Raw genomic sequence first — 17729 nt, 5'->3', positions numbered from 1 at the left:
GAATAGATATGGCAAAAAATAAAATAAAAGATATACTTAAAATGACACCTACTCAACAAGGTATGTTTTTTTACTGGCTATTGGGAAAGGATAATGATGAAAATTCATATTGTTATCAAGAGGTATTTAAAGCTAAGGGAAATATAGATATAGAATTATTACAAGAAAGTTTTAATTATTTAGTAGAATATCATGATGTATTTAGAACAATTTTTAAGTTCCAAGATGGAGAAAAGCCTCTTCAAATTATTTTGAATGAAAGAAATTTCAAGATGGGATTCAAAGAGATATCTAAGTTAGAAAATAAATATGACTATATAGAAAAGGAAGCTAAAAAAAATAGAAAAAAAGGGTTTGATTTGATAAAAGATATACCAATAAAGGTAGATGTTTATAAAGTTGATGAAAATGAGTATAGGATGGTATGGACATATCATCATATTATTATAGATGGATGGAGTTTAAGTATTATATATAAGGATTTACTTCATATATATAACTTGTTAGTAAATCATGAAAAGATTGAATTAGAACCGATAGTAGAATATAAGAATTATATAGAATGGTTAAGAAATAAAGAGAGATATAAGCAGCAAGGATTAGAATACTGGAGAAATTATCTGAAAGGGTATGAACAACAAGAGATATTTACTAATAACAAGAAAAAAATATTAACTGAATCTTATAAATATGAAGAATATGAGTTTAATTTAAGCTCAGATATTATTGAAAAATTAAATAAGCTAGCAAAAACAAATAAGGTTTCTACTAATATAGTTTTTCAAGTTTTATGGGGAATATTTTTACAAAAATATAGCAATGTTAATGATGTAGTTTATGGAACTGTTGTATCAGGGAGACCAAGTGAGATAGATGGTATTGAAAGAATGGTAGGATTATTTATAAATACAATACCAATGAGAATAAAAAGTGAAAAGGAAGATACATTAGAAATCTTATTAAGAAAGGTTAATCAAGATGCCATATGTTCAAAAGAGTATGAACATATGGCATTAATTGATATACAGAAACAAACGAGTCAGAAAAACAAACTAATTAATCACATTGTTGTATTTGAAAACTTTGTTGTGCAAGATGAAATAAAAAAAATAAATGATAAAGTTAGTAGTACTATTGAGGTAGAGTTAGAAAAGGGATATGAACAAACAAATTATGATCTTAATTTTCTTATATATCCAACAGAAAATTATAAGTTAATGTTTACATTTAATTCAGAAGTTTATGATAAAGAATTTATAGAAAACATATCAAAAACTTTTAGTTTCATTGCAACTAAACTTATAGAAAATCCAAATGCGAAACTAAAAGAAATAGATATAGTCTCAGATGAAGAAAAACATAAGCTATTATATGAATTTAATGATACTGGAGCAGATTATCCTAGAAATAAGACTTTGCATAAACTTTTTGAAGAGCAGGTGGAAAAAACTCCAAACAATATAGCTATAATGTATGAAAATGAAGAAATAACATATAAAGACTTAAATAGTAGAGCAAACTCCTTAGCTCATGTATTAAAAGATAAGGGTATAAAAGCTAATAATATAGTTGCAATAAGTGTAGAGAGATCAGTAGAAATGATAGTGGGGATATTTGCAATACTGAAGTCAGGAGCAGCATATTTACCTATAGATTCAAGTTACCCAGAAGAAAGAATAGAATATATACTTGAAGATAGTAAACCGGCCATAGTATTAGTTGAAGATAAAGTTGTAAGTAAAATATCATATGAATCCGAAATCATAAATATCAATGATGATAGTATTTACTTAAATGATATTAATAATCTAGGTGAGATAAGTTGTTCTGAGGATTTAGCATATATAATATATACTTCGGGTACAACAGCGAATCCCAAAGGTGTTATGATAAAACATGGAAGTGCTGTTAATAGATTGAATTGGATGAAGAAAAAATATGAGATAAATGAAAAAGATACAATATTACAAAAAACAACATATACATTTGATGTATCAGTATGGGAGCTATTTTTATGGACATTAGCTGGTGCAAAATTAAAGTTATTAACTAAAGGTGGAGAAAAAGATCCGTCTAAAATAGTAGAAAATATAAAAGATGGAGAAGTTACCATAATTCATTTTGTTCCATCCATGCTTAGCATATTTAATGAATATGTTTTAAATGAAAATAAATATGAAGATATAGCGACCATAAGATTTGTGGTCTCTAGTGGAGAAGCACTAAAAAAGGAATATTGCAACGTATTTAATAAGACAATAAGACAAAATAATTATACGAGACTTGTAAATTTATATGGACCTACTGAAGCCACTGTAGATGTTACCTATTATGAGTGTAAATCACAAGAATATGACGAAGCAATACCAATAGGAAAGCCAATTGATAATACACAATTATATATATTAGATAAGAATCTTAAACTTGTTCCAATTGGAGTTAGTGGTGAATTATATATAGGTGGAGTAGGTGTATCAACTGGATACATTAATAATTTAAAATTAACCAAAGAAAAATTTATAGATAACCCTTATGACTTAAATAAAAAAATATATAAAACTGGGGATTTGGCAAGATGGTTGCCGGACGGTAATATTGAATTTTTAGGAAGAATAGATCATCAAGTAAAAATACGTGGATTTAGAATAGAACTTGAAGAAATAGAAAGTGTTTTACTTAAGTTAGAAGGATTAAAAAAAGTTGTAGTACTTGATAAAGAAGAAAATAATGAGAGGTATCTTTGTGCGTATTATGAGGGGAAAAATGATTTTACAATTGAAGAATTTAGAAAATATTTAGAAACTAAGTTACCATATTATATGATACCATCATCATTTGTAAAGGTTAGTAATATACCATTAACTGAAAATAATAAGGTTGATAGAAAAGCACTATTAAACCTGACTACTGATATAAATATAGGCACTGAATATAAAGTAGCAACCAATGATATGGAGAGAAACTTGATAAGAATATGGGAGCAAGTGCTTTTAAAAGATAAAATAGGTATTAATGATAACTTTTTTTCTTTAGGCGGAGATTCTATAAAATCTATAAGATTAGTAAGTTTAATAAATAAAGAATTAAATGTTAATATCAAAATAAATTCCATATATAAAAATTTAACGATAAAAAAATTAGTTGAATATATGGAAAAAAATAAAGTCATGAGCTTAAATGATAAATATATAGAAGAAGCTAGACTTGAAATAGAAAAATTACAAAATGAAATACTTAATGATGAAGTTGAAAAATCAAAATTACCTAAGGATTTTGAAGAATTTTATCCAATGAGTGACATAGAACTGGGAATGATATATTACATGTTTAAAAGTGCCGAGGAAGAAATTTATCATGATCAATTTATATATGAAATTGAAGAAGAGAATTTTAATTATGAACTTTTAAAGAAGGCAATGGAGAATATTGTACTAAAACATTCAAATTTAAGAACTAGTTTTAATATAGGAGATTTCTCAGAACCATTGCGTATAGTTCATAGTAGCATAAATTTAAATATGGAAATGATATATATTAAGAGCCACAATAAAGATAAAAGAAACTTTGTTGATGAATATATGAAAAATGATAGAAAAATTAGGTTTGATATTAGTAAAGCGCCTATTTGGAGAATGAAGGTATTTAACTTCAGTAATGAGAAGGTATTGATTGGGTTCTTTGTGCATCATTCAATTTTAGATGGTTTTAGTGTTGCTTCGTTGATGGCAGAAACAGCAAGTATATATAAACAATTAAAAAATAAAGAAGAGGTTGCTTTTAATAAATTAAGATGCAGTTATAAGGAAAGTATTATAGAACAAAAAGCTATAAAAAATAACCCTAAAATAAAGAGATATTGGAAAAAGGAACTGGATGAATATGAAAAACTACCATTGATATATAAGGATAACATTGATGAGTATGATACTTATGAAGTAGAAGCATACCTAAATGAAGAAGTATTCATTAATATTAAAGAAATAGCTACAAAATATAACACTAATATTAAAAGTGTTTGTTTTGCGGCATACTCATATATGATAAATATGCTTACTTACAAAAATGATATAGTAGTAGGATTAGTAGGAAACAATAGACCAATTTGTGAAGATGGTGATAAGCTCTTAGGATGTTTTTTGAATACTATCCCTGTAAGAATAAAGTTTGAAAAGGAAATGACATGGGAGGATTTATTGAATCATGTAAATAAGAAAATGATAGATCTTACTATAAACGGCCGTTTACCTTTAGCTGAAATTGCAAAGGTAATAGGTGAAAATACACATGATGGAAATAAAATATTTGATACATTTTTCAATTTTATTGATTTTTATATTTATAATAATAATGATTTCAAATATAAAGTTGATATTAAGAAAAATAATATGAAATCTGTTTTTGGAAAAACAAATACACCTTTAGATTTTACAGCTTCTATAATTAATAATAAGATATATTTGAATTTACGTTCTAGTAATAAAATATTTACCCAAGAAGAAAGCAACAATTTGATGAGTTATTTTATTAATATAATTAATGAATTCATAACAAATATTAAAGGTACAATAAATAAAGAGAATATTCTCACTAAGGAAGAACGAGAAAAAGTTATTTTTAAATTTAATGATACAGAAATAGATTATCCAAGAGATAAAACACTATACGAACTATTCGAAGCACAAGTAGAGAAAACACCAAATAATATTGCAGTAGTATTTGAAGATAAAAAGTTAACTTATAAGGAGCTAAATGAAAAATCTAATAGTCTTGCAAGAGTATTAAGAAAAAAAGGTGTTAAGGCCAACTCAATAGTAGCAATAATGATGGAAAGATCATTAGAAATGATAGTGGGGCTAATTGGAATATTAAAATCAGGAGGAGCTTATTTACCAATAGATTCAAGCTATCCAAAAGAAAGAATAGAATATATGTTAGAAGATAGCGAAAGTAAGATTTTATTGAGTGATAAAAAGTTAATAGGTGGGTTAGTATTTGAGGGTGAAATCATAGATATATTCAATGAAAGCTTATTTAGCAATGATGAAAGTACCTTAGAGAAAATAAATAACTCAAATGATTTAGCATACGTTATATACACATCAGGAACAACAGGTAGATCTAAGGGGGTTATGATAAAGCATAATAGTGTAGTAAATTATACAAAATCAATTATAGATAAAGCAGTTTTAACGTCAAGTGATGAGACTGCATTGTTATCTTCATATGCCTTTGATTTAGGATATACCACAGTATTCACAGCTTTGATTACAGGAATAAAACTAAATATTATTTCAGAGGATAAATATAAGAATCCACAAAAGTTAGTTGAACTTCTTAAAGAAAATATTACTTATATTAAAATGACACCTTCTTTATTTAGTATTATTGCTAATTATCAGTATGATAAACCTATATCTAATAATAAATTACGATTAATAATACTAGGTGGAGAGGAAATAAATATAGAAGATATTAAAGTTTTCACAGAGTCAAACAATGGGAATAATGCAATTATAATGAATCATTATGGTCCAACAGAAACTACTATAGGATGTATAACTACACAAATTAATTTAAGTAAATTAAATGAATTTAAAAGAATAATAGGTAAACCACTTAATAATGTAAATGCATATATTTTAGATAAATATAATAAGGTTTGTGGTATTGGAACAGAAGGTGAGTTATATATAAGTGGAGAAGGGTTATCAGTAGGATATCTAAATAGGCCAGAATTAACAGCTGAAAAATTTATAGATAATCCATTTAATCATGGAACAAATATGTATAAAACAGGGGACTTAGCAAGATGGTTGCCAGATGGAAATATAGAGTTCTTAGGAAGGATAGACGACCAAGTTAAAGTGAGAGGTTTTAGAATAGAACTTGGTGAGATTGAAAATAAGATATTGCAACATGAAGAAGTAAAAGAAGCCACAGTTGCAATAAAAGAATATAAAAATAATGAAAAATATATATGCGCATATGTGGTTAGCGAAAAAGAAATTAATGAATTAAATCTAAGAAGTCATTTAAAAGAAAGTTTACCAGACTACATGATTCCATCTTATTTTATTAAGCTAGATAAAATGCCATTAACTTATAATGGAAAATTAGATGGAAGAGCTCTTCCAGATCCAACTTTAGATGTAGATTTAAGTGAATATGAAGCTCCAAGAAATGAAATAGAAGAAATTTTAGCGAAACTATGGAGTCAGATATTAGGCATGGATAAAGTTGGGATAAACGACAACTTCTTTCAATTAGGAGGACATTCATTAAAGGCGATGGTGCTTATATCTAAAATTCATAAGAAATTAAATAGAGAAGTATCATTAAAAGAGTTATTTAAATATCCAACAATAAAGGGATTAAGCAATTTTATTAAAAATGCAGAAGAAAATCAATATTTTAAAATAGATAAAATAGAAGAAAAAGATTATTATGAAGTATCATCAGCTCAAAAGAGAATGTATTTATTACAACAAATTAATTTAGAGTCTATTAGCTATAATATGCCAGGTATTTTAGAGATAAAAGGTAATTTAGATGTATTAAAACTAGAAAATATATTTAAAACTTTAATAGAAAGACATGAAACATTGAGAACAAAATTTATTGTTAAAGATGAAGAAATAGTACAAGTGGTACAAAAAAATCCTAAATTTAATATAGAGTATTTAGATAATAAGAAAAATTTAGATGATTGTATAAATAAGTTTATAAGACCATTTGATTTAAACAAAGACAATCTTTTAAGAGTTGGATTAATAAAAGTAAAAGAGTTAACACATATATTAATATTTGATATGCATCACATAATATCAGATGGTATGTCAAGGGAAATATTGATAAACGAATTTATAGCATTATATAAAGGAGAAGTTTTAGAAAATTTAAGAATACAATATAAGGATTTTGCTAAATGGCAAAATGATTTATTAAAAGCTGAGGAATTTAAGAAAAAAGAAACGTATTGGGTTGAAAGATTTTCAGACGAAATACCTATACTAAATATGCCTACAGATTTTACTAGACCAGCGATACAAAGCTTTGATGGAGATAGTATTTGTTTTAGATTAGATAAAAATATAGCAAAAGAGTTGCGAAATATAGCGAATAAAACAGAGAGTACAATGTATATGGTGTTATTAGCAGCAGTAAATATATTTTTATACAAGTATAGTAGTCAAGAAGATATAGTTATTGGGAGTCCAATAGCTGGAAGAAAGCATGAAGATCTTGAGAATGTTTTAGGAGTTTTTGTTAATACATTAGCTATGAGAAATTATCCTTGTGGAAATAAGACTTTCGAGAGCTTTTTATCAGAAGTAAGAAATAATGCATTAGAAGCATATGAAAATCAGGACTTTCAATTTGACATGCTTATAGATAAGTTGAATTTATCTAGAGATATAAGTAGAAATCCTTTATTTGATGTTATGTTCTCGTTTGAAAGCAAGAGCAGTGAGTCTATAGTACTTAATGATATGGCCATTAGTGAATATGATAATAATAATAAAATATCTAAATTTGATTTAAGTATATCTGCTTTTGAAATGGATGATGCTTTAGAGTTTGAGTTTGAATATTGTACTAAATTATTTAGAAAAGAAAGTATTGAAAGAATGACAATACACTTTAGTAATATATTAAAGCAAATAATCAAAAATGAAGAAATTAAATTAAAGGAAATAGATATACTTAGTGAAGAGGAAAAGAATACTATAATTACTCAATTTAATAATACTGGTATGGAATTTAATGAAAATAAGGTAGTTCACCAGTTATTTGAAGAACAAGTAGAAAAAACTCCGGATAATGTAGCTATAATGTGTAAAGGTATTACTATAACATATGGAGAATTAAATAAAAGAGCAAATCAATTAGCAAGAAAATTAAGAGATGAAAGTGTTGGACGAAATTCCATAGTTGGAATAATGATGGATAGATCGATAGAAATGGTAATAGCAATTATTGGAGTATTGAAAGCAGGGGGAGCATACCTGCCAGTAGATACAGAATATCCATTAGAAAGAGTTAAATATATGTTAGATGATAGTGCTGCTAAAGTATTATTAGTAAAGAGTAGTGAAGTAAATAAAAATATAATGGATATTGTTAATACTATTATAGACATAGAAGATGAAGAAATATATATAAAAGAAAGTTACAACTTAGAGTGGATAAGTAATAAGGATGATCTAGCTTATGTAATTTATACTTCAGGAAGTACTGGAAATCCTAAGGGAGCAATGATAGAGCATTTAGGGATGCTTAACCATATTTTAGCTAAGATAAAAGATGTTGAATTAAATGATAAAAGTATAGTTTCACAGAACTCCTCACATTGTTTTGATATATCTGTTTGGCAGTTTTTGGCATCGCTAGTTGTTGGGGGGAAAATAGTTATCTATACTAAATATGAAGTTTTAAATGCTGAAGAATTTATAGAACATATTGAAAAAGATAAAGTATCAGTGTTAGAAGTAGTACCATCATATTTAGAAACAATGCTTTATCATTTAACAGAAAATAATAAACTGGCAGATTTAAAACACTTACTTGTAACGGGAGAAGTATTAAAGAAGAATCTAGTTAATAGATGGTTTAATAAATATAAACATGTAAAAATGGTTAATGCATATGGTCCAACGGAAGCATCAGATGATATAACACATTATATAATGGATAAACCTTGTGAAAATGACATTGTTACAATTGGAAAACCTATAGCAAATTTAAAAATTTATATAGTCGATGAGCAATTCAATATTCTTCCAGTTGGTATACCAGGTGAGCTATGTGTTTCAGGGATAGGAGTAGGCAGAGGCTATATAAATAATTATAATAAGACAACAGAAGTATTTATGGAAGATCCGTTTATAGATAAAGGAGTAAGAAGGCTTTATAAAACAGGAGATTTAGCAAAATGGTTACCAGATGGAAACATTGAAATTTTAGGAAGGAAGGATTATCAGGTAAAAATCAGAGGCTTTAGAATAGAACTTGGAGAAATAGAAAATATATTATTAAAACATGAAAAAATAAATGAAGCTGTTGTTGTAACAAGAGAAGATAGTGAAAGAAATAAATATTTATGTGCTTATGTTGTATTAAATGAGAATATAACATTAGATCAGTTAAAAGAAGAACTTAGAAAAGATTTACCTGAATACATGATTCCTGCATATTTTGTTAAACTAGAAAAAATGCCATTGACTAGAAATGGGAAAATAGATCGAAGAAATTTACCAGAAATATCAAATTTATTAGATTTAAGAGTAAGATATGAAGCACCTAGAAACGAAGTAGAAGATAAATTGATAAAGATATGGATGGAAATGTTGGATGTTAAGACAATAGGTATAAATGACAATTTCTTTGACTTAGGAGGACAATCATTAAAAGCAACAATATTAATGAGTAAAATTCATAAAGTTTTTAATGTAGAAGTATCTTTAAGGGATATATTTAAGCTAGCAACTGTAAAAGAATTGGCACAATACATTTTAAAGTGTGAAAAGAAAAAATATATAGAGATAAAAAAAGTTGGCTTACAAGATTATTATGAGGCATCTTCAGCGCAAAAAAGATTATACTTGATACAGAAATTAGATTTAACATCTATGGCTTACAATATGCCAATGACAATTGAGATAAAAGGATCGCTAAATATAAGTAGAGTAGAGCAAGTTCTAAATCATTTGGTAGAAAGACACGAAGTATTTAGAACCTCGTTTAAAGAGGTAAATGAAGAAATAGTTCAGGTAATAAGTGATAAAATAAAATTTAAATTAGATTATTTAGAGGTAGATAGGGATATAGACATAGTTAATGTCATAGAGTCTTTAAAGAAACCATTTAATTTAAATAATGCACCTCTTTTAAGATGTAGTTTAATAAAAATAGAAAAGGAAAGACATATTTTGTTCTGTGACATTCATCATATAATTTTTGATGGTGTATCAATGGAAATATTAACAAGAGAATTTATAGAGTTATATGATGGAAAGGAACTAAAAAATAATAGAATACAATATAAAGATTTCGCTAAATGGCAGAATGATTTCTTTAAATCTTTCGAGATGGAGAAACAAGAAAAATACTGGATAGATAAATTTGCTGATAATATACCAGAGACAAATTTACCAACAGATTTTGTAAGGCAAACAGTTCAAAGTTTTGAAGGGAATAGTTTAACTTTTAAATTAGATAAAGATATATCAAGAGATTTGTATAATATGGTCAAAGAAACTGGAAGTACAATGTATATGATACTATTATCAGCTGCTAATATATTAATATCTAAATATAGTGGTCAAGAAGATATAGTAATAGGAGCCCCTATAGCTGGAAGAAATCATATGGAGATTGAAAATGTAATAGGATTATTTGTTAATATCCTGGTAATGAGGAATAATGTTGATAATCAACAATCATATGGGGAATTTTTACAGAAAGTAAAAGATAATGCTTTAGAGGCATATGAAAATCAAGATTATCAATTTGAAAAATTAGTTAAAAACTTAAATATAAATAGAGATTTAAGTAGAAATCCATTGTTTGATGTATTGTTTAATTTTGAAGAAATAGACAATAAAAACATAAAGGCAAATGGTATAAGTATTAGTGAATATTATAATGAGTATAAAGTATCAAAATTTGATTTGAGTATATTTGGATATGAAGAAAATGATGAAATTCTATTTACATTCCAATATTGTACTCAATTATTTAAAAAAGATACTATTGAAAGAATGATAGTGCATTTTAATAATATACTTAAAGAAATAACTAGAAGTAAAAATATTAAGTTAAAAGAAATTGAAATTATTTGCAAAGAAGAAAAAGAAGAAATTGCTAAATATAATGATACGGATATCAATTACGAAAACAATAAAACTATACAAGAGTTATTTGAAGAACAAGTAGAGAAAACTCCAGATAATATAGCTGTAATATATGATGAAAATAAGATAAATTATAGGGAGTTAAACAATAGATCTAATCAATTAGCAAGATTACTTATTGATAATGAAGTTAATCCGGGAGATGTAGTGGGAATAATGTTAGATAGGTCTATGAAGATGGCTATTGGGATGTTAGCTATATTAAAGTGTGGAGCAACGTATGTATCAGTAGATCCAGAATACCCTGCGGATAGAATTAAGTATATGCTTAATAATAGTAATAGTAATGTTTTATTAACACAGGAACAATACTTTGGGAAAGTATCTTTAGATTGTAAATATATAAACATAGATAATAATGATTTATATTCATATTCAACAGAGAATTTAAAATGTAGAGCTATTTCTAGTGATATTGCGTATATAATATACACTTCTGGAAGTACAGGAAAGCCAAAGGGAGTAATAATTACTCATCAATCTGCACTTAATACAATTATAGACATTAATTCAAAGTTTAACTTGTTGGAGACAGATAAGATATTGGCACTTTCATCACTTTGTTTTGATTTATCTGTATATGATTTCTTTGGAGCACTAATATGTGGAGCAAGCACAGTAATAATTAAAGATAAGATGAACACAAAAGAAATAATACAAGCGATAGAAAAGGAAAAGGTTACAATATGGAATACAGTACCAGCTTTAATGGAAGTTCTTATAAATAGTGTTAATTATACTTTTGTTAATGAAAGTTTAAGACTTGTGTTATTAAGTGGGGATAGTATTCCATTAAAATTGCCAGAAAGAATAAAGAGCCATTTTATAAATTCGGAAGTTATAAGTTTAGGTGGTGCAACAGAAGGATCAATATGGTCAATATATTATCCCATAAAACATGTAGATGAAACTTGGAAATTGATACCCTATGGAATGCCATTAGCAAATCAAAAAATTTATATAATGGATAAATATTTGAATTTAGCACCAATTGGAGTTCCAGGTGAGATATGTATTGGTGGAGTTGGTGTAGCAAAGGGATATGCTAATGATATTGGAAAAACATCTAGTAGGTTTATACATCATCAGGAATTTGGATACATCTATAAAACGGGAGATAGAGGAAGGTTCTGCAAAGAAAAATATGTTGAATTTCTAGGAAGAATTGATAATCAAATTAAGATAAGAGGTTTCAGAATTGAATTGGGAGAAGTGGAAAGTACTCTATTAAATATAGGAGGAATTGATGATGTAGCTGTATTGGTAAAAGAATCAAAAGGTTCAAAATATATTTGTGCATTTATCACTGGAACAGTAGAGCATAACATGGATGAAATAAAAGCATTGCTAAAAGAGAAGCTACCTGAATATATGATTCCTTCATATTTTATTAAGATGGATAAATTACCGTTAACATCAAATGGAAAGGTTGATAAAAAACAACTTCTTTTATCTATTGATGAAAGAAGTATTGGAGTTAAATATGAAGAAGCAAGAAATGAATTAGAAGAAGCTATGATTGATGTGTGGCAAAAAGTATTATATATAGATAGGATAGGTATAAATAATAATTTCTTTGATTTAGGGGGGCATTCACTCAATGCAGCAACTATTATTAATGAAATTCATAACAAGCTTAATGTGGAATTGGAAATAAAAGACATATTCCAAAGACCTACAATAAGAGAACTTTCAGAATTGGTATTGAAAGCAAAAAGGAATGAGTATAAAGATATTGAAAAAGTTGAGAAACAAGAATATTATGAGACAAGTTCAGCTCAAAAAAGAATGTATTTAGCTCAACAACTTGATTTGAAGTCTGCTACTTATAACATGCCAGTTGTTTTAGAAGTAGAAGGAAACCTAAATATTGAAAGACTAAAAGAAACATTGAAATATTTGGTTAATAGACATGAAGCTCTAAGAACAGAGTTCCTTATAACAAACAAAGAAATAGTGCAAAAAATTAATGAAAATGTTGAAGTAAATATCCAATATTTTGATATGAAAAATAAAAATCTTACAAATATAATGAATGAATTTATAAAACCATTTAATTTAAATAGGTCTCCAAACTTTAGAGTTGGGATTGTAAAAATAGAAGAAGTAAAATATTACATTTTAATTGACATGCATCATATAATTTCTGATGGTATATCTTTTGAAATTATATCAAGAGAGTTCGTTCAAGTATATAGTGGAAAGCAGCTAGAACCACTAAAAATCCAATATAAAGATTTTGCTGTATGGCAGAATAAATTTAAGGCTACAGAATATTATAAAAACCAAGAAGAGTATTGGATGAAAGAATTTAGTGGAGATATACCTATATTGAATTTGCCAACTGATTATGTAAGAAATCATATTAAAGATGATAAAGGAGATTATGTAGGTTTTTATATCAATGAAGAAGATACTAAAAAATTAAAACGTATAGCTAGAGATAACGAAAGTACAATGTTTATGGTTATTTTATCCGCGTTTAATATATTGTTATCAAAATATAGTGGCCAAAATGATATAATAGTGTCTACTCCAATAGCTGGAAGAAACAATAAAGATTTAGAAAATGTTATAGGGGTTTTCATTAATACATTAGCTATAAGAAGTAAGATAGATGAGGAAATCACATATAAAAATTATTTACTTCAATTAAAGGAAAAATCTATAAAAGCCTTTGAAAATCAAGATTATCAATATGATGAACTTATTGAAAAAATAGGAGTTGATAGGAGCCAAAGCAGGGAAGTATTAACAGATATTATGTTTGCAATGCAGAATATAGGCTTTGTTGAAATGGAAATTGAAGAGCTAAAGATCAAACCTTTAAATTTGAGTAGTAATGATGCAAAATTCGATATATTATTGTCAGCTTCAGATGAAGGAGATTCTATAGCCTTAGGTTTTAATTATAGAACAAGTTTGTATAAAAAAGAAACAATAGAGTTAATGGCAAAGCACTTTGAAAATATAATAAGTCAGATAAAGTATGATGTTGAGATTAAAGATATTTCTATATTTGATAAAAACGAGTTGTTAAAAATTAATAGAGATATTAATAAAGTTATTAAAGATTCAACATTAGATATTGAATTTAATTTTTAAACCGATAGATTAATTACTAAGATAATTAGAGATGTTTTTTATTTAACTTAAATGAAAAAAATACAAAATATGTTGAAAGACATTTGAAGTTTATTCTTTAATTTGAAATTTTCACTAAAAATAAATTGATGTTAATTAAATTACTTTATTTATATTGAGAAGTGAGTTTTAGATTGCTTTAAAATGTTTTTATAAAAATAAAAATTATAGGGGGAGTTTTTATGAAAGAAATATCATATAACAATTATTATTGGCAAAATGATTTAGTTAGGTTAAGAGCCTGGAGTGAAGATGATTGGGAGTGGGATTATTATACTAGCTTTGATAGTTCAGCAACTAGATTAGCAGATTATGTGATTGATCTTCCACCAACGATGTCATATTCAAAAAAATACTGTGAAAAAATCGCAAATTTGTCTATTAATAATTGTAGAATAGTCTTTGCAATAGACACGTTAGATGGAGTGCATGTTGGTAGAATAAATATATTATTAGATGATCATAAGAATGGAACTTTTGGGATTGGGATTAAAATTGACAGGGACTATAGAGGTAAAGGATATGGAACAAGTGCTATGAAGATACTTTTAAAATATGGATTTATGGAAAAGAGATTAAATAAGTATTCAGTAAGTGTTTTAGAAGGAAATGAAGGATCTATTAAAATGCATAAAAAGCTTGGCTGTGAGCAAGAAGGTATTTTAAGACAAAATGTTTACACAAATGGAAAATATTATGATGAAATATATTTTGGATTAACTAAGGATGATTATTTAAAAATTATAGATTCTGAGAAGAATATATAGTTAAAGTTAATACTTTATACCAAAATTTTAAAATTAAAAAGATAGAAAATGTACTGCTATTTTATCAGATTGATGAAATTAGTAGTACATTTTTATTTGTTATAATTAAATACCTTAAATTGGTTAAAGCATAAGGAGCTTTGAATATTTAACAAGTATAAAATTAAAAAGTTGAAAAGATTAAGTTGTAATAGGATAGAATTGGGAGGGTAACTTGAAAATAAAAAACTTGATTTATGGCACACAAATAAGACCATGGTCTCAATGTAGAAAGAGAGATGGATCTGATAGAAATATTTATAATAAAGTAGTCTAAGGTGATGAGGTTACTTTAGTAATATTATCTTAAGATTTAATACCAAGATCAAAATATTCCTTATAAAGTGAGTCATTAAAAGCTTCATTTTTAGAAAGCATAGTATATACACATGTTAAAAGAATTCTTGCAATTGCAATATTGCTCTTATATGACCACGATACTTTAAGTAAGGACATAACTTATCTTTTATAGCAGCATTTGCACATTGGATTAGTAATGGTTTAAATATACTCCGACACGGCTTATACGGACGCTTTTTTCTTACCAGCACTTTCGTTGTTTTGAGGAGTGAGTCCAGCACAGGAGCATAAATGCTTTGCATTCGGAAAGATCAACATATCTAATCCAATTTCAGAAATAGTACCAATTTCTTACTTATTAATTATACCAGGAATAGTTTCTAGTAATTTAATGGTTAGAACAAATTCTTTAGGAATTAAATAAATAGCTTGGTCAAGTTGATTAGTGTAAGTATTAATATCATAATTATTTAAGCAAACTTTTATTTTTAGCATTGATCTCTTGATATATTTCATTACATTGAAACAGTTATCTCAGCAAATTTGTGACTCATATTGTGACGTGAAAAGTCTAAAAAGTCTATATCATGGCTATTAGGATGCTCCATTGCATATTTAATAATAGTCGATACTGATTTACTAAAGGTATCAGATACTACATTTGCTATCATTAAATTGGAAGCTGTTGGTGAATTTTTGATTTGATAAAGTAATCTTGCAAGTAGATTCAAGGATATTGCAAACTGGAATACAATACTTTCTAGTAATCTCCATGCAAATTTCAACACAATTAGTAATGGCTAGCAAGTCATTAAGGCTGATAAGCTCATTGGTATAAGTGTTAAATTGCTTAGCTTTGTATGTTGTAATATTATTGATTCCGATTGTTGCTATAGTAGCAACTACAAACTTTTTATAGACATTAATCCCGCAGCATGTTAAATAAACAATTTTTAACACTTAATCACCTTAAAATAAAAAAATTGAACATACAGACATTGACTAAATACCTAAGCTTTTAAACGGTCTTTGTTCAAATAAAGATTAACTTACGTGCTCGATGGTACAATTATTTGTACTTAATAAGGTATTTGGCACATATTATTATGTGGATTACAGTAGGTGCAATCACACTCACCCTACCGTGCTCCGCAGTATAGCTGTATGGCTGGTATTAATTATTGACACAGTAGAATTAAAACATACATTTTCATGAAATTTTGTGCTTTGAGTATACCGAAAGGAATGATTGTTATTATGGAAAATAGAAGAATGTTAATTAATTCTATAAAGGCTATGAGTGAGTCACGGGAATATTGGACTCAGTTTTTTTTACAAGAAATTGAAGGCTTAAAGTTATATAAAAATTGTTCTGATAAGGATAATTGTAAGTATAAAAGTTACAGCTTTAAAATATGTAATGATTTAAATAGAAAAGTAAGAAATTTAAGTAAGGATGATGATTTATCTTTGTATACAGTATTGCTTACTGTGTTCAATATTCTTATATACAGATATACAGAAAGTAATTTTATTATTGCTATCCCTCCGTATAAGATTCAACATGTTGAAAATATGGAAGAAAATAATGTTTTGTTAATAAAAAGTAATATCCAAGATTCTATGCTGTTTAAAGATCTATTAATTGAAACCAAAAAAAGCTTAATAGAAACATATAAGCATCAAGTATATTCCATATCCGATATAATGAGAGAAAAAAACATAGATTATATGGATGGTATTAGTTTTATGATGACCAACCTGCATAATGATAAGAACATAAAGTTTTTATTAGATGAAGCTAGAAGTAAAATAAGTTGTTTTATTAAGAAATATTATGATGAAATTGAAGTTAATATTACTTATAAATCAGAGTATTTCAATGAATATACTATTACTGAATTTGGAAATGCTTATTTAAATATTTTAAATCAGGTACTAAGTAACATAGGTATAAATTTACGAGATTTAGAGTTAGTTGAAGATGAAAGTAAAAATAAAATTTTATATGATTTTAATGATACAAAAGTGGAATATCCTAAAGAAAAAACAATACAGGAACTCTTTGAAATCCAGGTAGAACAGGCACCAAACAATATTGCGGTAATATTTGAAGATAAAAAATTAACTTATAAAGAATTAAGTGAAAAATCTAATAGCTTGGCAAGAATTTTAAGAACTAAAGATGTTAAAGCAGACTCTATAGTAGGAATAATGGTTGATAGATCCATAGAAATGATAATAGGAATAATGGGGATTTTAAAAGCAGGGGGAGCTTATTTACCAATAGATCCAAGTTATCCTAGTAATAGAATAGAATATATGTTAAAGGATAGTGAAACTAACATTCTATTAAGCAAAAACTCTTTAGTTCAGGATATAAAGTTTAGTGGAGAGTTTATAGATTTAATTGACCAAAATTTATTTGGAGTGGATGCAAATAATCTAGAGAGAATAAATAGTTCAAATAATTTAGCTTATGTTATTTATACTTCTGGTACTACTGGAAATCCAAAAGGTGTATTGATAGAGCATAGAAATGCAGTCAACTTATTAATGGATATGC

At 26.8% G+C, this 17729-nt stretch carries 5 protein-coding genes; 3 read left to right on the top strand and 2 right to left on the bottom strand.

Annotated elements, in window-relative coordinates:
• Positions 1–8 precede the first annotated feature (8 nt).
• Both B2W91_RS19980 and B2W91_RS19975 read left to right on the top strand, forming a co-directional pair.
• Positions 9–14018 (top strand): amino acid adenylation domain-containing protein, encoded by a 14010-nt coding sequence (locus tag B2W91_RS19980; RefSeq protein ID WP_291584148.1) that lies wholly within the window; start codon positions 9–11, stop codon positions 14016–14018.
• Positions 14019–14239: 221 nt separating this feature from the next.
• Positions 14240–14824 carry a GNAT family N-acetyltransferase gene (locus B2W91_RS19975; protein ID WP_291584146.1) on the top strand — a complete coding sequence of 195 codons (585 nt, stop codon included), beginning with the start codon at positions 14240–14242 and terminating at the stop codon, positions 14822–14824.
• 561 nt (positions 14825–15385) lie between these two features.
• Here the strand turns inward: B2W91_RS19975 and B2W91_RS21090 are convergent.
• Both B2W91_RS21090 and B2W91_RS19970 read right to left on the bottom strand, forming a co-directional pair.
• On the bottom strand, positions 15386–15493 hold the full coding sequence (locus B2W91_RS21090) for a transposase (protein ID WP_414633140.1): 108 nt from the start codon (positions 15491–15493) through the stop codon (positions 15386–15388).
• 185 nt (positions 15494–15678) lie between these two features.
• On the bottom strand, positions 15679–15951 hold the full coding sequence (locus B2W91_RS19970; RefSeq protein ID WP_291584144.1) for a hypothetical protein: 273 nt from the start codon (positions 15949–15951) through the stop codon (positions 15679–15681).
• Between the two features lie 469 nt (positions 15952–16420).
• Between B2W91_RS19970 and B2W91_RS19965 the strand changes: the two genes are divergently transcribed.
• On the top strand, positions 16421–17729 hold a 1309-nt coding region (locus tag B2W91_RS19965; protein ID WP_291584142.1), incomplete at its 3' end, for an AMP-binding protein.

Source organism: Clostridium sp. UBA6640 (assembly GCF_002455975.1).
Taxonomy (GTDB): Bacteria; Bacillota; Clostridia; order Clostridiales; family Clostridiaceae; genus Clostridium_J.
This window is presented reverse-complemented; position numbering and strand designations above follow the sequence as displayed.

Coding starts and splice junctions, on each gene's coding strand:
- B2W91_RS19980 (WP_291584148.1), top strand. CDS start 9: ATGGCAAAAAATAAAATAAAAGATATACTTAAAATGACACCTACTCAA.
- B2W91_RS19975 (WP_291584146.1), top strand. CDS start 14,240: ATGAAAGAAATATCATATAACAATTATTATTGGCAAAATGATTTAGTT.